At 63.9% G+C, this 17,309-nt stretch carries 13 protein-coding genes; 7 read left to right on the top strand and 6 right to left on the bottom strand.

All coding sequences use genetic code 11. From position 1 onward, the window contains the following. Positions 1-26: 26 nt before the first annotated feature. The 4 genes from RIG82_02365 to RIG82_02350 form a co-directional block, all read right to left on the bottom strand. Positions 27-1,598, bottom strand: a complete 1,572-nt coding sequence (locus tag RIG82_02365) for a trypsin-like peptidase domain-containing protein (GenBank protein ID MEQ9459785.1) — start codon at positions 1,596-1,598, stop codon at positions 27-29. Between the two features lie 75 nt (positions 1,599-1,673). Beyond that, on the bottom strand, positions 1,674-2,513 hold the full coding sequence (panB, locus tag RIG82_02360; protein ID MEQ9459784.1) for a 3-methyl-2-oxobutanoate hydroxymethyltransferase: 840 nt from the start codon (positions 2,511-2,513) through the stop codon (positions 1,674-1,676). Between the two features lie 45 nt (positions 2,514-2,558). Then, positions 2,559-4,412, bottom strand: a complete 1,854-nt coding sequence (locus tag RIG82_02355) for an ABC transporter ATP-binding protein (GenBank protein ID MEQ9459783.1) — start codon at positions 4,410-4,412, stop codon at positions 2,559-2,561. After that, entirely contained in the window at positions 4,409-6,298 is a 1,890-nt protein-coding gene (locus tag RIG82_02350; GenBank protein ID MEQ9459782.1) for an ABC transporter ATP-binding protein, read from the bottom strand. The genes RIG82_02355 and RIG82_02350 overlap by 4 nt, the downstream gene beginning before the upstream one ends. A 129-nt stretch (positions 6,299-6,427) precedes the next feature. Between RIG82_02350 and RIG82_02345 the strand changes: the two genes are divergently transcribed. Further along, positions 6,428-6,979 carry a TIGR00730 family Rossman fold protein gene (locus RIG82_02345; GenBank protein MEQ9459781.1) on the top strand — a complete coding sequence of 184 codons (552 nt, stop codon included), beginning with the start codon at positions 6,428-6,430 and terminating at the stop codon, positions 6,977-6,979. A gap of 124 nt (positions 6,980-7,103) precedes the next feature. After that, complete coding sequence (locus RIG82_02340; GenBank protein MEQ9459780.1) at positions 7,104-8,291, top strand: alanine--glyoxylate aminotransferase family protein; 1,188 nt, start codon at positions 7,104-7,106, stop codon at positions 8,289-8,291. Positions 8,292-8,307: 16 nt separating this feature from the next. Here RIG82_02340 and RIG82_02335 read toward each other — a convergent pair whose 3' ends face one another. Together RIG82_02335 and RIG82_02330 are read right to left on the bottom strand one after the other, a co-directional pair. Then, entirely contained in the window at positions 8,308-9,234 is a 927-nt protein-coding gene (locus tag RIG82_02335) for a prepilin-type N-terminal cleavage/methylation domain-containing protein (GenBank protein MEQ9459779.1), read from the bottom strand. 154 nt (positions 9,235-9,388) lie between these two features. Beyond that, positions 9,389-9,835, bottom strand: a complete 447-nt coding sequence (locus RIG82_02330; GenBank protein ID MEQ9459778.1) for a nucleoside deaminase — start codon at positions 9,833-9,835, stop codon at positions 9,389-9,391. A gap of 38 nt (positions 9,836-9,873) precedes the next feature. Between RIG82_02330 and RIG82_02325 the strand changes: the two genes are divergently transcribed. The 5 genes from RIG82_02325 (at position 9,874) to RIG82_02305 (ending at position 17,284) form a co-directional block, all read left to right on the top strand. After that, on the top strand, positions 9,874-10,797 hold the full coding sequence (locus RIG82_02325; GenBank protein MEQ9459777.1) for an alpha/beta fold hydrolase: 924 nt from the start codon (positions 9,874-9,876) through the stop codon (positions 10,795-10,797). Then, positions 10,775-11,473, top strand: coding sequence for a deoxyribose-phosphate aldolase (deoC, locus tag RIG82_02320; GenBank protein MEQ9459776.1), 699 nt, complete (start codon positions 10,775-10,777; stop codon positions 11,471-11,473). The genes RIG82_02325 and deoC overlap by 23 nt, the downstream gene beginning before the upstream one ends. After that, the gene (gene kdsA, locus RIG82_02315) at positions 11,470-12,300 is read left to right on the top strand and encodes a 3-deoxy-8-phosphooctulonate synthase (GenBank protein ID MEQ9459775.1); all 831 of its coding nucleotides are present in this window, start codon (positions 11,470-11,472) and stop codon (positions 12,298-12,300) included. Before deoC ends, kdsA begins: the two co-directional genes overlap by 4 nt. 71 nt (positions 12,301-12,371) lie before the next feature. Further along, a complete protein-coding gene (locus tag RIG82_02310) occupies positions 12,372-14,174 on the top strand; it encodes a hypothetical protein (GenBank protein ID MEQ9459774.1) in 1,803 nt (600 codons plus the stop codon). A 23-nt stretch (positions 14,175-14,197) separates the two neighbouring features. Continuing rightward, positions 14,198-17,284, top strand: a complete 3,087-nt coding sequence (locus RIG82_02305; GenBank protein MEQ9459773.1) for a VWA domain-containing protein — start codon at positions 14,198-14,200, stop codon at positions 17,282-17,284. Positions 17,285-17,309 lie beyond the last annotated feature (25 nt).

The raw sequence follows: 17,309 nt of genomic DNA, 5'->3' as shown, positions 1-17,309 counted from the left end.
CATGCCCGAAACATGGCTTGAGACCATCACTCGCCGGGGATTTCCAGAAACACAAAGGTGGGGTCTCCCGACTGCCTCGGGTCCGTCACCCGGAGCCGGATCACGTCGCCCGCACCAAGCCCCTCAATAAGCGGGCTCAGCTCGTCGAGCCGGGTGACCGGCTGCCCCTGCGCCTCAAGAATCACCGTCCCACGCGTGATACCCTGCGCTGCGGCGACCGAACCGCCGCGGACAAACGTCACCAGTATGCCCGCCCCGGTGTCCACACCCATCCGCTGGGCGTCCTCAGCCGTGAACCGGGCAATCCCCTGAATCCCCAGCCTAAACAGCAGCTCCCGTGCTTCGGGCATCTCCTCAAGCTCCCGTTCGGGACGCGAAGCCGTCCGGATGGTCTGCTCGGGGAACTCGGTGAGTGTGACGGTAATCGTCAGCGTCGTGCCGTCACGCCAAACGCCCAGATCGACATCGGTCCCAGGCCCCATCCGCGCAATGCGGAAACGCAGATCGTCAGCGTTATCGATCGGCGAGCCATTGATCTCCGTGATGATGTCCTCCGGCTCAAGCCCCGCGACCTCAGCAGGGCTGCCAGGCAACGGGTCTTCGACGAAAGCGCCGCTCGTTGAATCGAGGCCATAAGCACGAGCCATCGGCTCGGTGATGTCTCGGATCCGCACCCCGATGAACCCCCGCGACACCCGACCATCGCTAATCAGCTTGGTGACAATATCGAGGATCATCTCCGACGGGATCGCGAACCCAACGCCGTTGGACCCGCCCGTGCGCGACGCGATCGCCGTATTCATCCCGACCACCTCGCCGTGCACGTTCGTCAACGGACCACCCGAGTTACCCCGGTTGATCGCCGCATCAGTCTGGATGAAGTCCTCGTAACCGGAGTTGCGTCCCCTGCGGAGAATGCCGAGCTGCCGACCCGTTGCCGAGACGATGCCCTGCGACATCGAGAAATCAAAACCCAGCGGCGAACCGAACGCGAACACCATCTCCCCCTGCCGGACAGGCTGTGTGTTGATCGCCGCCGGGTGGAGATAGTCAGCATCCACCTTGAGCACAGCGATATCCGTCCGCGGGTCCGTACCCACGATCTCGGCCTCGATTGTGTCCCCATTGGCAAACTCAACCCGCACCTGATCGGCACTCTCCACCACGTGGTTGTTGGTGATGATGTGACCCTCAGTGTCATAAACCCAGCCGGAACCCGAACCAATCACCGTCGGCGCATTAAATCGGTTCAGGTCCTCCTCCTCGTCTTCACGAGGGTCGGGCGGCGACTGACCGGGCCGATTAAAGAACCAATCCCTCAGGTCGGGGTTGCCCGGCCGGTTCAACGTGGACGACTGCTGACGCGCCAGCACCACAATCTTCACCACCGACGGCTCCACCGCCTCGGAGACCCGAGTAAACGCCTCCGACAACTCCATCAGCACCGATGAGCTCTCAAGACTCTCCCGGGCGAGAATGATCCGCTCCGATTCCTGAGCGTGCACGATCTGCCGGGCCGTCGTAGGTCCAAAGATCATGACAGCCATTGCGGCGATGATGAGGATCAATGAGGGACCGTACCAGCGTAACTGACTCATACGTCCAGACTCCTGCTTGGCTTGAAACGGTTGGTTGAGTTCGTAAGAAGCATACGCACACAGAACCGGCCGGGTTCACTCACGCCCATACGGCCCGCCCTCACGTACATAGTCGCCCGAGTTCACCCGCTTGCGCCAGGCGCTCGCCGCGTCCTGAATCTGCCTGCCCAGGTCGGCCTGCGGCCGCGCGAAGCTCGGCTGGTGATCCGTCAGCCCCAGCAGATCATGAAGCACCACCACATAACCGTGGCAGCCCGGCCCCGCACCACAGCCGATCACCGGCACCGGCCGCCCGGTGTGCGGCTGCACAGCCAGATCCACGATCCGCCGAGTCACCCCATCCGGCACCGCCTCGACCAGCAAGGCGACCGCCCCCGCGTCGATCATCTTCTGAGCCGTCTCCACCAGCAGCTGCGCCACCCGCTCATCCCGGCCAGCCACAACCGGCGTCCCGAACGACCGATACGTCTGCGGCCGGCTGCCGATGTGCGCCACCACCGGGATCCCCGCACGAGTCATCCGCTCAACCAACGGGGCATACGTCTCATCCACTTCCAGCTTGACCAGGTCCGCGTCCCCATCCTTCAGGAAAGCAGCAGCATTCGCCACAGCCTCATCATCCCCACACTGATAAGAACCAAACGGCATATCCGCCATCAGACAGACATTCGGGGCACCCCGCCGAACCGCCCGCGTGATCTCGACCATGTACGGCATCGAGACAGGCAGCGTCGAGTCGTAACCGAGCATGGTCTGCGCCGCCGTGTCCCCAACCAGCATCACCCGGATCCCCCCCCGAGCCAGCCAACGGGCCATGCTGGCGTCATAGCACGTGAGAATCGCGAACGTCTCGCCGTCACGAGCCCAGTGGCGGAGGTGTCGGATCGTGGTCCGGGTGGCTTCAGGCATGCTCATACGCTGGATTGTAGGTGAGGGCGATACGGGTCGATAGCTGGGGCTTCAGACGCCGGAACGGACAAACTGCCGGTACAGCTGCGCATACAGCCCATCCTGGGTCAGCAACTCGTGGTGCCTGCCGCGCTCAGCGATGTTCCCGTTATCCAGAACCAGCACCAGGTCAGCGTGCCGGATCGTCGATAACCGGTGCGCCACCACAAAACTCGTCCGACCCGCCAGCAGCCGAGACAGACTCCGCTGGATCCGCGCCTCGGTGATCGTATCGACCGAAGAGGTCGCCTCGTCCAGGATCAGGATCGCCGGGTCCGCCAGCATCGCCCGCGCAAAACACACGAGCTGCCGCTGGCCCAGCGACAGGTTCCCGCCCCGCTCACCAACATCCGTACCAAGGCCATCCGGCAGCGCCTCAAGAAGATCCAGGCAGTCCAGCCGACGCACCGCCTCGAGCACCTGATCATCGCTGGCGTCGTACTTACCCACCCGGATGTTGTCCATCACGCTTCCGGTAAACAGGAAGTTGTTCTGCAGCACGATCCCAAGATGCATCGCCAGCGAGTCGGTCGTGATCTTTCGCGTCGGCACCCCATCGAGAAGCACCCGCCCCGATGTCGGCACATAGAACTTCGAGATCAGCTTGACGACCGTCGATTTGCCCGACCCGGTCTCACCAACCAACGCAATCATCTGCCCAGGCGTCACCTCGAAGTTGATACCGTGCAGTACCGGCCGATCCGCGTCATAGGCAAACGTCACATCCTCGAAACGAACATGCCCCGACAGCGTCGGCACGACCTTGGCATCCGCGTCGTCCAGCGGTTCCGGCTCGGTGTCGAGCAACGAGAACACACGCTCGGCACCCGCCATCGCCGCGAGAGCGGTGTTGTACTGCCGACCCACCGCCGTCACCGGACCAAAAAACAGCGGGGCCAAAAAGAAGAAGTAAACCACCGCGTCGTAAGCCCGCTCGGGCGTCTCAGGCGCAAAAAACTCGCCCCGCAACACCTGCACCGCTCCAAGCGCCAGAATGATGGCGATAAAAAACTGATTGTTCAGCTCCAGCATCGGCAGAAACACACCCCGCAACCGAGCCTCACGGTTGTGATGCAGCGAGTGATCCTCAACCAGGTCAGCAAACAAGTCCGCATTCACATCCTGCCGCACAAAACTCTGCGTGACCCGGATCCCATTAACCGACTCTGCGAGCGTCGAGGTCACCCGCGAGAACGACTCCTGGATCTGCCGGTAGACATTCGTAAGTCGGTTGCGGAAGTACCGCACCACAAACCACAGAACCGGCGCCATCACAGCCAGCGCCAGAAACAGACCGATGTCGATCCACGCCATGATCACCGTCGCCACCAGCATCTGACCAAGCTGCACCAGCGAGACAAAGAAAACATCCTGCACACCCATCCGCATCGCCTCTGCGTCCGAGGTCATCCGCGAGATGATCCGACCCAGCTTCGTCCGGTCGTAAAACCGCATCGACAGGCGCTGAAGATGATCAAAAATATCGTTCCGCAGATCGTGAATCACCCGCTCGCCAAGCCGAAGCGCCAGCATCATCCGGTACCGAAACACAAACGACGTGAAGCCGGCCGACAGGATGAAGTAAATCGATCCCCAGATGATGCCCGGCACGTCCTTCTGCTGGATCGGCCCCTGAAGGACATAAGCCAGCAGCGTCGCCGTGATCGGGATGGTCAACGCTCGCAAGAGCACCAGCACGATCAGCGTGTTCCGTAGCCCCGCATAAGGCGCGGTATACGCCCACAGCCGCCGGATCAGAGCCCAATCCAGCGGGCGATGCTTCGGCTCGTTCTCCCCGTCTAGCGCAGTCCGTCGCGTGATCGCCCGCCGGGCGTTCTCAATGTCGAGGGTCGGCTTGCGTCTCATGTCCGCGCCTCCTCGGTCTCACGCAGCAACCGCTGGCTCTCATCATCAATAAGCTGCAGATTCGCCGCCTCGAAGTAATGACCGACCTCCGCCATCAACTCATCGTGCGTGCCTGACTGCACGATCCGACCTTTGTCGAGCACGACCACCAGATCGGCTCGCTTCAGAGTAGACAGCCTGTGCGCGACCGTGAAAGTCGTCCGACCCGACATCGCCCGGTGCATCGCCGAAAGGATCTCCGACTCTGTTTCAGGATCGATCGCCGAGGTCGGGTCATCGAGGATCAAGATCGCCGGATCAAGCAGCACCGCCCGCGCAATCGCCAGACGCTGACGCTGACCGCCCGAGAGATTGCCCCCACCCTCAGACAGAATCGTGCGGTAACCGCGGTCGAGTTTGTCAATAAAATCACTGGCCTGAGCGATCTCCGCAGCCCGGACGATCTGCTCGTCCGTCGCCTCGGGATGACCAAACGCAATGTTCTCCGCCACCGTCGTCGAGAACAAAAACGACTCCTGAAACACCACACCGATCGACCGCCGCAGGTCATCCAGACTCAGCGAACGCAAGTCGTGACCATCAAGAGTCACCCGTCCCACCGTCGGGTCATAGAAACGCGGGATCATATTCAGCAGCGTCGACTTGCCCGACCCCGTCGCTCCCACGATCGCCACCGACGCACCCGGCTCCGCGATCAGGTCAATCCCGTCGAGCACCGGGCTGTGATCGTGCTCGTACTGAAACCGCACCCCCTCGAAAGCGACCCGACCCTTTGGCTTCGAGATACGCACCGGCTCAGCCGGTGACATGATCTCCACCGGCTCATCAATCACCTCGAACACCCGCTGGGCACCCGTTAGTGACTGCTGCATCGCGTTGGCCACCTGCGCGATGTTCCCTACCTGACCCGAAAACTGCTCGAGCAGTCGAGAAAAAACCACCAGCCCCGCACCAAAAGCGATCTCGCCCTGAGCGAACAGATACCCGCCAAAACACAGCAGAATCATCAGATTCAGATTCGGAATGAAGCTGATCAGCGGGATAAAGTTCCCGATCTGCCGAAAGATCCAGTTCTTCTGCTCATAGACGTCCCGGTTCGCCGTCCGGTACTTCTCAATCTCCCGGTCCTGCGTCCGAAACCCCTTGACCACGTGCACCCCCTGCACGTTCTCCGAGAGCACCGTGATCGAGTGGTCAAACAACTCGCGATTCGTCCGGTACGCCGGCCGCACCAGCCTGGAGAACATCCCGGTCAGCAGCCACAGGATCGGCGTCGTCGCCAGGCAAGCCAGCGTCAACGTGACGTGGATCTGCAGCATGTACACGAGATAAAAAACCAGCGCCAGCGCCATCAGCATCAGCTCGATGATCACGCCATCAATAAACCGCCGCACCGCCTGCACATCACCCGTCACCCGGTTGATGATCGACCCCGACGGGTTCTTGCTGAAAAACCGAAAGCTCAGCCGCTGGATCTTGTCATACACCTCGGACCGCAGGTCCACGATGATCCCCTGCACCAGCAGCGACTTCTGCACCGTCGAGATGTGCTCCAGCACAAAACGCACCGCCGCAATACCCAGTATCGCCCCCGCCAGCACCAGACAAAGCGTCATCGGCCCCCAATCCTCAGGCGGATGCCAACCCAGTGGCCACGAAGGCGCCCGATCCAGCACACCAATCGCGTGCCCCAGCACATCCAGCGTCAAACCCACAAAGCCCAGCCCCGACAGCGTCAACGCCAACAGCACGATCTCCAGCGCCACCACCCCCAGCGAGCCAAACTTGTACCGCCACGCCAGCCCCAGCAGACGCCAGATCAGTTGCAGATTCGAGGGCCCATCGGATGTGGCGTGCGCGGCTGATGATGGTGGTGATGTGCCCAAGTCCTGCTCATCCTAAGAAACCTGACTCTATCGCGGTCAACGCCGGTTAGCCACGGCGCGCGCACATTTGGTTGTCGTTTGGAGCCGTTTTGGGCACGTTGTGCGCGCTTTTCGTACGCTTTTGCAGTCATGAACGACCGAACGCTCAACATCTGTGTCTATTGCGCGGCGTCCGGCGACGTCGATCAGGGCTTTCTCGACCTCGGACGCTCGGTCGGACGACGACTCGCCGAGGACGGCCACCGCCTGGTCTATGGCGGGGGCGGCGTCGGCCTAATGGGCGAGGTCGCCCGCGGCGTCCACGACCGTGGCGGAACAGTCGTAGGCGTCATCCCCGAGTCCATGCGCATCACCGAAGTCGCTTACCAGCAAGCAGATGAGCTCATCTGGACCGACCACATGCGACCCAGAAAAGCCGAAATGGAACGCCGCGCCGACGCCTTCCTCACCCTCCCCGGCGGGCTAGGCACCCTGGAGGAACTCTCAGAAATCCTCGTCCTCCGCTACCTCGGCTACCACGACAAACCCATCGTCCTGCTTAACCACCAGGGCTTCTACGACCCCCTCATCGCCTTCTTTAACCACCTCCTCGACACCCATTTCGCCCGTGCGCGCGCCCTCGCGGACCTCGCCGTGGTCGGAACGCTCGATGAGGCGATGCTCGCGCTGCAGGGCTGCTAAAGCCGCGATACACCGAGACCGCCGACGCGGGGCTGCTACAATCCCGTCGCTAAGGGGTGTCCAGCCTTCCGCTGGCCATCAACCTCGAGCCCTCCACTCATCGCTAACCCGAATCGAGCCTGCCATGACGACGGCCACTGCGCCCCAACAGCGACTCCTGACACCAGGACCCACCGCCGTGCCTCCCCGCGTATTGACGGAGATGGCCTTGCCCATCATCCACCACCGCACCAAGCAGTTCCAGGCCATCTTCGCCGACCTCTCAGGCATGCTCCAGCAGGTCTACTGCACCGCGGGCCCCGTCCTGAGCATCGCCGGATCGGGAACCACGGCCTACGAGGCCGCCCAGGTCTCCCTGATCCGACCGGGGTCCAAGGCCCTGACCATCGCCGCCGGCAAGTTCGGCGAACGCTGGCAGGACATCTACGACGCCTACGCCAAGGCCCTCGGCACCACCCAGGTCCGGATCAACGTCCCCTGGGGCCACGCCGTCGATCCCGCTGAGGTCGAGCAGGCCCTCAAGGACCACCCCGACATCTCGGTCGTCACCGTCGTCCACAGCGAGACCTCCACCGCAACCGTCTGCGACGCCAAACGGCTGGCCGAGATCGTGCAGAAAACCGATGCGATCCTGATCGTCGATGGCATCACCTCGGTTGGGGCGATGCCCGTCGAGATGGACGCCTGGGGCATTGACGTGCTCGTCACCGGTTCCCAGAAAGCCATGATGCTCCCGCCCGGCCTCGGGTTTGTGGGCCTGGGCCAACGCGCGATCGCGCGACTCGAGGAGGTTCAGCCAGGCCCCTACTACAACCTCGACCTGCGAAAATGGCTCAAGAGCCACGCCAAGAACGATGTCCCGTTCACGCCCCCGGTCTCGCTGATCCGGGCCCAGAAGGTGGCCTGCGAGATGATCCTTGAGGAGGGGCTGGCGGCCGTCCACCGCCGGACAGGCGGGCTCGCCGCGGCGACGCGCGCGGCGTTCAAGGCCATGGGGCTGACGCTGGCGAGCCACAGCCCGTCGGATTCAGTCACCGGCGCGTACTACCCTGAAGGCATCGACGACTCGAAACTCCGTGGGGCCGTCCGCGACAACCATGGCGTTCACATCGCCGGCGGGCAGGACGGCCGCGGCGACAAGTGGAAGGGCCGTGTGTTCCGCGTCTCCCACATGGGCTTCGTCGACGCCGAGGACACCCGGGTCGCCCTGAGTGCGATCGAGACAGAACTCACCGTACAATCCGGCGGCTCCTTCAAGCCCACCCCAGGCACCGCGGTCAAGGCCTTCGATGCGGCCTTGTTCGTTGGGTGATTACTGATCGCGAGGTTTATCCGCCTCGCTGCCCGCCACGGCGTCCGACCGGACCGTTCGCGGGCGCTTCGCCATCAAAGCAGACTTCGATCGATCTGAAGGATTCCACGGCTTCAACATGCCCGTCGAGGAAAGCGACATGGCCGACGCCGTAGTTCAGCTCTCCGCCGATATCAGAATCACGGATGTTGGCCCCCACGGCGCTGTAGCGGCTGGGGTTTTTGCTGCCATGGAAGGTCGCGATGGTGTCGAGCGCTGGCCATTTGAGTGTGCTGTATGCGTAGGGAAGGAAGACGCCATCGTTGATGGCACCGTACTGCCCGGCGAATGTGGGGTGAGGCCACGGGTTTTCTTCGGTGAAGACCGCCATGCCGGTGGTGTCTTTGATCTGTGTAGCGCGAGAAAACTTCTCGCCCTCGTAGCCGCCGACTTTGTCTCGATCGTTGAGGTTGCGATCGAGGTTGAAGTTATAGGAATACGAGAAGTAGACGTTGTCGGGTTCGGATGCGGAGGTGCCGTTGGGGACACCGCCTTCGACGATGGATTCGTACATCGGGCAGACCATGCTTTGCATGTCGGAGAGGTAGGGCACCAGGACGCCGTACTCGATGATCCGGGTCCTGCTGGCGCGGACCGTGCGATCGGTTGGGGAGAAGTCGAAATCACCCGGAAAAATGCCGTACTCGAAGTTCTGGAGGCTGGCTACCGGGAGTGCCTGGTAGCGATCAGCGTAGATGCCGTAGAGGGGCATGTAGTCGTCGAAATCGACCAGATAAACGGCGTAGGCCTGCATCAGCGAGCGGCCATTGACCTTGCACTGGACGTCGAGAGCGGTCTTCCTCGCCTGACCAAGGGCCGGGAGAAGGATACCGATGAGCAGGGCAATGATGGAGATCACCACCAGCAACTCGATCAGGGTAAAGGCATGGCGCTTGGAGGGCATAAAAAGAGACACCAGCGTTGACGTGAATGGGTATTGATTTCCGACAGGCCGAGTCTTTTGCAAGGTTATACGATGGATCTAGATGTGCCAGTGGAAATCCCCGGGGAGGATGAAATGCTGGTCTGGTCCTCGGGTTTCTGCTTTAGACCTGTTCTCAGTCGCCGATGTCCTCGTTCCAGAGGTCGGGTTGAGTGTCGATGAAGGTGCGCATCAGGTCGATGCAGCGGTCATCGTGGAGGGTGATCAGTTCGACGCCTTTCCAGCGCATGAGTTCTTCGGCACCGACGAAGGTGGTGTTTTCGCCGATGACGACCCGGGGGATCCGGAACAGGATCGCGGTGCCTGAGCACATGATGCAGGGGCTGAGGGTGGAGACGAGGGTGAGGGTGTTCCAGTCGCGTCGTCTCCCGGCGCTACGGATGCAGGCGACTTCGGCGTGGGCGGTGGGGTCGCCGGTCTGGACGCGGAGGTTGTGTCCCGCGGCGACGATGTCGCCTTTGGTATCGACGAGGACCGATCCGATGGGGATCCCGCCTTCGTCGCGGCTTTTCATGGCCTGGTCGATGGCGTGGTTGAGCCAGGTGGCGGCTTGCTGATGCATGAGGTGCTCCAGGCGGGGTGGTTCTCTATGCTAGGGGCATGATTGGCCTTTTGATCCTGCTGGCCACCGGCCTGCTGGTGTTATGGGTGGGTACGACGTTGTACGTGTTCTGGCGCCTGCGGCATCCGCCCCGGTGGCGGAGGGCGATGGCGATCGCGCAGGGTATACCTGTGGAGCTCGGGGATTACGGGTTGCACGGCGACGGGGTGGTGTTCCGGTTTGCGCGAGGCACCGAGACGCCGGGCTGGATTATCAAGGGTGGTCGTCCCGATCGTCCGGCGGTGGTGATCACGCACGGTTTTGGGGACAGCCGGTTCGGTTCGATGATGTTTTCCATGGTGTATGCGCCCCACGCCTCGGCGGTGGTGGTCTACGACCTGGCGGCGCACGGCGACTCGACGGATCACAAGCTGGGTTTCGCCTTGCGGGAAACGGATGACCTGGCGGAGATCATCGCTCAGCTGCCGGAGGCGATCAAGGGACGTGGATTGGTGCTCGCCGGATACTCGATGGGTGGGACGGTGAGTGTGCGGGCGTCGCTGCTGCCATCGGTCCGTGGTTGGGTGCGGGGGCTGGTTTTGGATGGTCCTTATCGTCTGTGGTGGCAGCCGATGTACGGGATGCTGCAGGTGATGGGGTATCCGGCGAACTCGATTGTTTTTTTGGCGCGGGTGCTCCGGCCGCTGCTGTGTCCGGGTGTCACGGAGATCGAGAATGCCCGGGATGTGGCTCGGCTTGATGTCCCGGTGCTGGTGATGCACGGCGATGACGACGGGGTTTGCCCGGTGGAGGCCGGTCGAGAGTTGGCGGAGGCGGCGAAGTGCGGGCGGCTGGAGGTGTTTGAGGGCGGGGGGCATCTGGACTTGGCCGTAGTGAACCCCGAGCGATACCATGCGGTGCTCGAATCGTTTTTTACGACCTTTGATGAGGAGTCTGCCGTTGCAGTTCGCGTCGCTGATTGATCACACGAACCTGAACCCTGAGGCGGAGCCCGCGGCGATCGAGCGGCTGGTGAACGAGACGATCGAGCACGGGTTCGCTTCGGCGTGCGTCTCAGGGCGTTATGTGGCCCGGGTGGCCGAGCGGCTGTCGGGAAAGACGCCGATGACCTGCGCGGTGGCCAACTTCCCGAGCGGGTTGTGCAAGGTCAGTGTGGCAGCGATCGAGGCGACGGTGGCCGCGAAGGATGGGGCGGATGAGATCGATATCGTGGCGTACATCCCGCACCTGATGAAGGCCGACGCCGAGTCGGCCCGGGTGGAGTTGGCCGAGGTGATCGGCGCAGCCCGGGCGGTGCGGGGGTCGGTCGTGGTGAAGGTGATCGTCGAGTCGGCGTATCTGATGAAGGATACCGATGAGGCGACGGCGGAGAAGCGGATCGAGGCGGCGTGCACCGCGTGTCGAGAGGCGGGGGCGGACTTCATCAAGACCTCGACGGGCAAGCACCCTGCGGGCGGCGCGAGTGTGGAGGCGCTCCGGCTGATGCGGAAGCACGGCGGCCAGCTCAAGATCAAGGCCGCTGGCGGGGTCCGGACGTATGAGGACGCGGTTCGGATGATTGAAGCGGGGGCCGACCGGATCGGGGCCTCGGCTTCGGTGGCGATTCTGGGGCAGGCCGAAGCGGCGGGTTCGGTATGAGTGGCGTGCTGAGGCTTCCCGGCGTTGAGGTGGGCCCGGGGTGCCCGCTGGCGATCATCTCGGGGCCGTGCATGGCGGAGAGTCTGCAGCTCTGTCAGGACGTGGGTGGGGCGGTGGCGGAGCGCTGCCGAGCGCTGGGGCTGGGTTACATTTTTAAGGCGTCGTTTGATAAGGCGAATCGGTCGTCGATTCACACACCAAGGGGGCCGGGGCTGGAGAAGGGGCTTGAGATTCTGGCTGCGGTTAAGGCGGCGCTTAATGTTCCTGCGACGACGGATATTCACGAGGTCAGTCAGGTGGCCCCGGCAGGCCGGGTGGTGGACCTGCTGCAGATCCCGGCGTTTTTGTGTCGTCAGACGGACCTGCTGGTTGCCGCTGCGGGGACCGGGCGTGCGGTGAATGCGAAGAAGGGCCAGTTCATGTCGCCTGGGGAGATGGCGAACGTGGTCACTAAACTGCGGGAGTCCGGCGCGGGCGAGGACCAGATTCTGTTGACCGAGCGGGGGACGTTTTTTGGTTACCACCGCTTGGTGAATGATTTTGCCGGGTTCGCGGACATGATGGAGCTGGGCCCGCCTGTGTGTTTTGATGCGACGCACTCGACGCAGCAGCCGGGCGGTCAGGGGCAGGCGTCGGGGGGGCGACCGGAGCGAGCCGGGACGCTGGCGAAGGCGGCGGTGGCGGCGGGGGCTCATGCGGTATTTGTGGAAACGCACCCGAATCCCAAGCAGGCGTTGTCCGATGGGTCGTCGATGCTGGTTCTTGAGGATGCGCTGAGGCTGCTGGATGATCTGGCCCGGCTGCATGCGGCGGTTTCGGGTTCGTAGAGAGCCGATCTCGGGATCATTGAACTTTGGGGGGCTGGGCGTCATAAGATGGGGGGTAGGAGTACCCCGGGATGTCGAGGGTCCAACGATTGCTGGGTCGCGCCCGGCGCCGAGTCTGGATGATCGAGTCGCTTCGGCGTCTCGGGGGGCTGCTGGTCTTGGCGGGGTTGGTGAGTCTGCTGGTGGTGGTGGTGGATCGGCGGACGCGGGTTGAGATTGTGCCCTGGATTCATGCGATTGCCCCGATGGGGGCGCTGGTGCTGGCTGGCGTGTGGGCGTGGATGACGCGGCCGGGCGCTGGCACGCTGGCTGCGGTGCTGGATGATCGGCTGGGGCTGCAGGACCGACTGTCGACGGCCCGGTATCTGTCGGCGTTGGGTCGGGGTGATGATGCTTTTGCGAGGCAGGTGATGGATGAGGCTGAGGGGATGGCGGCGGGGCAGTCGCTGGCTCGTGCGCTGCCGGTGCGGCAGGGGCTGGGCCTGGGGTGGCGCTGGCTGGCTGGCGTGCTGGTCGCGGTGGGGTTGACGTTCTGGCTGCTGCCCGGAGCTGAGTTCGAGACGGAGGCGCAGGCGGAGGCGTCGGCGGTGGCGAACACGCCTGAGGCCGAAGCGGAAGAGGCGGAGGCGGCTCAACTGCTCAGTGAGCTGCGCAGCGAGGAACGCGACCTCAAGGATGTGACGACGCGGGATGATCTGCTGCGGAGGGTGGCGGAGTTGGCGGAGGCCGGGCTGGAGCGCCCGGAGCTTCGTGAAGAGGCCGAGGCGGTGGTCTCGGACCTTGAGCAGGACCTGGCTGCGGCGCAGGAGCGATCGGCCGAGCAGGCGGAGTCGTTGCAGAACGATCTGTCTCGGCTGGACCTGCCGGAGGCGGGCGCGGCGACGGAGTTGGCTGAGGCGCTGCGGCGAGGTGATTTCGAGGAGGCCGCCAAGGCGCTGCGGGAGATGGAGGAGTCGCTGGCGACCGAGGACCTGAGTGAGGGTCAGCGCGAGCAGCTGGCGCAGCAGATGGAGGAGCTGTCGGAGCAGCTCGAGGAGATCGCGCAGGAGCAGGTGGAGCGATCGGAGACCGCAGAAGCGGCGGTGGATCAGATGCTTAAGGAGGCAGGGTTTAGCCAGGAGCAGGTCGATCAGATGCGTGAGCAGGGGTATGACCCCGAGATGATGCAGCGCATGGCGACGGAGCAACTGGCTCGGGAAATTCAGCGTGATGGCGAGTCGATGGAGCAGGCGCGCGAGCGGGCTCGGCAGATGGCCGAGCAGCTTGCCGAGGCCGCGCAGGAGCAGATGGAGCAGGGCCAGCAGCAGGGGGAGAATGGCGAGAGCACGGAGGGGATGTCGCAAGCGATGCGGCGGCTCAGTGAGGCGATCCGTCAGGGGCAGGGTGAGGGCGGGGCTTCGGCGGCAGCGCAAGAGCGTTTGCGGCAGATGGGTGGCTCGCAGCAGAGCGCTGAGCAGTTGGCTCAAGATCGTCAGCGGGCACTGAATGCTCTGGATCAACTGGCTCAGGGCGAGGGTGAGGGTGGTATGGAGCCGGGTGAGTTGAGCGGGACCGGCGGGCGAGAGGCGGGCTACGGCGAGGGGAGTGAGGTGCTGGGTGATTCCCAGAGCGAGGTGGCGGGGTATACGCCCGAGTTGACCGAGGATCTGCGGGACGTGCGGCCGGGTCGTGTGATCACGTCGTGGGGTCCGGGTGGGGGTCCGACGGAGGCGGAGTCGCGGGTGCGGCATGACACGACGGTGAGAGAGGCGCGGGACGCTGCGGAGCGGGCGATCGCGGAGGATCGTGTGCCCAGGCGGTATCACAGGTCGATTCAGCGGTACTTCGAGCAGTTGCCCGAGGCGTCTGGTGAGGGTGAGGCGTCGACGCCTTGAGCTTTGACTACCCTGAACGATTGATGTTGTTGCTGCTCGCCGTGCCGGTGATCTGGTTGGGTGTGCTGGGGATGACGGGGTTTGATCGTGTTCGTCGTGGGGTGGCGATCGGGTTGCGGGTGATCGTATTGCTGTTGCTGGTGGGGGCCTTATCGGGGGCGCGGTCGGTGTGGGGCCAGGACACGCTGACGGTGGTGGCAGTGATCGATCAATCGGATTCGGTGCGGACGTTTGCGACGCCCCCCATGCCTGCGAGTTCTGGCGAGCTGGCACGAGGCTACGAGGGGTGGGTGGTGGATTCGTTGTCGCGGTTGTCGAATGATCGTCGGGCGGATGATCGTCTGGCGGTGGTGACGTTTGATCGACAGCCAACGGTGCGGCGGATTCCGATGGCGGTGTCGGCGGTGCGTGATGATGTGTTCACGGTGACGGAACCGGGCAGTGATCTGGCGGCAGCGGTACGGTCGGCGATTGCGTTGTTCCCGCCTGACAGCGGGCGGCGGATTGTGCTGGTGAGTGACGGTCATCACACGGAGGATGCGGGGTCGGATGTCGTGAGCAGCGGGGCGGCGGTGCTGGCGGCGGCGCGTGAGGCGCGCGGGCTGGGGATCCCGATTGATGTGGTGCCGGTGCGGTACGAGGTTCGTGATGAGGTTCGTGTGGATGCGCTCATTACGCCTGCGGAAGCGCGGCGAGGTCAGACGATCCCCGTGCGCGTGGTGCTGCGGGCGACGCGGCCGGCGGCGGGTCAGATCGTGCTGCGGCAGGCGGGCGAGACCCTGGACCTCAATGGGGCGCAAGAGGGCATCGGCTTGCCGGTGACGGCGGGGCAGTGGACGGCGGAGGTCGCTGACGATCAGCGGGGTGAGGGCGGAGCGCGGTATGTGCTGGTCCGGCAGGTGGATGTCCCGTTGGAGGATGCGGGGGCGGCGCGGTTCGAGGCGATCTTTGAGCCGGGTGTTCGCGGTGACACGGTGGTGGCGAACAATCGGGCGGAGGCGGTCACGCTGGTGCAGGGTCAGGGGCGGATTCTGGTGGTGGATTATGTGGGGGCCCCGTCGGGTTTGGTGCTGCCGGAGACGCTGGCGGAGCACGGGATCGAGACCGAGGTGGTTGATCCGAGGGGGATGCCGACGCGGCTGGATGCATTTCAGCGTTACGACGCGGTGATTCTTCAGGATGTGCCGGCGGATCAGGTGAGTGTGGCGCAGCAGAGAACGCTGGCGCGGTATGTGCACGACACCGGTGGCGGGTTGATCGTGGTGGGCGGGCCCAACAGCTTTGGTGCGGGCGGGTGGACGCACTCGATCCTGGATCGGTCGATTTATCCGGTGCAGTGCGAGATCCCCTCGCAGACGATTCTGCCAACGGGGGCGTTGGTGATCGTGATCGATCGGTCGGGGTCGATGTCGAGTCCGGTGGGTCAGTCGGGGTACACGCAGCAGGAGCTGGCGAATGAGGCGGCGGTGCTGGCGCTGTCGACGCTTTACCCACAGGACATGGTGGGGGTGGTGGCGTTTGACTCGGTGGCGACGGCAGTGGTCCCGCTGCAGTTGAATCGAGATCCGAGTGTGGTGTCGAATCGCGTGCGGGCGATTCAGCCGAATGGTGGGACAAATATCTACACGGGGCTGGAGATGGCGCATCGTCAGCTTGCCCCGCTGACGGTGCAGGACACGTCGATCAAGCACGTGATTTTGTTGACCGATGGTCAATCGACGCCGCCCATGGGCGGGAGTTATCGCGGGCTGGTTGAGGAGATGGAGCGGGCGGGGATCACGCTCTCGACGATCGGCGTGGGGGATGGTCACGATGCGGACTTGCTGGGGACCTTGGCGCGAGCTGGTGGCGGGACCTATTACCCGGTGACGGATGCGAATCGGCTGCCGGAGATCTTCATCAAGGAAGCGACGACGATCCGCCGGAACCTGGTGAAGGAGGAGTTGTTTACGCCAGGGATCGCGATGGCGTCGTCGCCGGTGATCCGGGGTATCTCGGTATTCCCGCCGCTGCGGGGGTTGGTGCTCACGGGCCCGAGGGAGGACCCGCGGGTGGTGAATACGCTGGTCGGTAGTGAGGGCGAGCCGCTGCTGGCGCACTGGCAGGTAGGCTTGGGTCGGTCGGCGGCGTTTACGTCGGATGCGCACAATCGTTGGGCGGTGAGCTGGTTGGGCTGGTCGGGGTATGCGGATTTCTGGTCGCGGCTGGTTCGGCTGATCGCAAGGCCATCGGCGTCGCGGGAGTTGGAGTTGACGACTCGGCGTGAGGGCGATCGGTTGATTGTGCGCCTCGACGCTGCGGGGGCGGGGCCAAGTGGGACGTTTGCGAACTTCATGGAGGCTTACGGGGCGGTGATCGGGCCGGATCAGGAGCCGCAGGCCTTGGAGCTTCGGCAGATCGGCCCTGGGTTGTACGAGGGTGAGGCGGTCGCGCAGCAGCAGGGCAGCTACATCGTTTCGCTGCGGGTGGATGATCCATCGGGTGATTCGCGGCTGGTGGTGGGCGGGGCGACGCGGCCGGTGGGTGCGGAGTTGTCGAGTTTTACGTCGAATGACAACTTGCTCCGGCAGGTGGCGGAGATCACGGGTGGTCGCTGGATCGAGCCCGAAAGGGTGGAGGAGCCGGTGCTGTTTGCGCGGGATCGGGCTTTCTCGGTCGAGTGGTCGAGGCCGCTGTGGCCGTGGTTGTTGCTGGCGGCGTTGCCGTTGCTTTTGCTGGATGTGGCGTGTCGGCGGATTGCTTGGGATGGCGAGGCGTTGGTGGCGTCGGCGGGTCAGATGTGGTCACGGGTCGGTCGAGAGCGTCGGGGGCGGAGTCGGGAGACGCTGGAGAGCCTAAAGCGGGTGCGGCAGTCGAAGGCCGGGCGTTCGGATGCGGCGGCGCGAGAGGTGGCCACGCGGGTTGATGGGACGAAGGCACAAGAAGTGGTTGCGAATGAGCCTGAAGGCCAGCCTGCCGGTGGTCAGCAGGCGGAATCAGCAGAAGCCAAGCAAGAGACGAAGAGGCCGGTTCGACCGGTGGCTTTGGAGGACCAGGCGGCGGAGACGCCGAAGTCAACGACCGGGCGGTTGCTCGCGGCGCGCAAGCGTCAGCATCGGGATGATCAGTAGGAACTTCTATTCAAGAGGAAGTATG

The sequence above is a fragment of the Phycisphaeraceae bacterium genome (assembly GCA_040222855.1).
Lineage (GTDB): Bacteria > Planctomycetota > Phycisphaerae > Phycisphaerales > Phycisphaeraceae > Mucisphaera.
The sequence above is the reverse complement of the archived record's forward strand: the minus strand, read 5'-3'. Positions and strand labels throughout refer to the sequence as shown.

What these genes read in the sequence shown, in the direction of transcription:
- RIG82_02365 (MEQ9459785.1), bottom strand. Translation starts at nt 1,598, where the DNA reads ATGAGTCAGTTACGCTGGTACGGTCCCTCATTGATCCTCATCATCGCC.
- RIG82_02305 (MEQ9459773.1), top strand. Translation starts at nt 14,198, where the DNA reads ATGTTGTTGCTGCTCGCCGTGCCGGTGATCTGGTTGGGTGTGCTGGGG.
- RIG82_02325 (MEQ9459777.1), top strand. Translation starts at nt 9,874, where the DNA reads ATGATTGGCCTTTTGATCCTGCTGGCCACCGGCCTGCTGGTGTTATGG.
- RIG82_02340 (MEQ9459780.1), top strand. Translation starts at nt 7,104, where the DNA reads ATGACGACGGCCACTGCGCCCCAACAGCGACTCCTGACACCAGGACCC.
- RIG82_02310 (MEQ9459774.1), top strand. Translation starts at nt 12,372, where the DNA reads ATGTCGAGGGTCCAACGATTGCTGGGTCGCGCCCGGCGCCGAGTCTGG.
- RIG82_02345 (MEQ9459781.1), top strand. Translation starts at nt 6,428, where the DNA reads ATGAACGACCGAACGCTCAACATCTGTGTCTATTGCGCGGCGTCCGGC.
- kdsA (MEQ9459775.1), top strand. Translation starts at nt 11,470, where the DNA reads ATGAGTGGCGTGCTGAGGCTTCCCGGCGTTGAGGTGGGCCCGGGGTGC.
- RIG82_02335 (MEQ9459779.1), bottom strand. Translation starts at nt 9,234, where the DNA reads ATGCCCTCCAAGCGCCATGCCTTTACCCTGATCGAGTTGCTGGTGGTG.
- RIG82_02355 (MEQ9459783.1), bottom strand. Translation starts at nt 4,412, where the DNA reads ATGAGACGCAAGCCGACCCTCGACATTGAGAACGCCCGGCGGGCGATC.
- panB (MEQ9459784.1), bottom strand. Translation starts at nt 2,513, where the DNA reads ATGAGCATGCCTGAAGCCACCCGGACCACGATCCGACACCTCCGCCAC.
- RIG82_02330 (MEQ9459778.1), bottom strand. Translation starts at nt 9,835, where the DNA reads ATGCATCAGCAAGCCGCCACCTGGCTCAACCACGCCATCGACCAGGCC.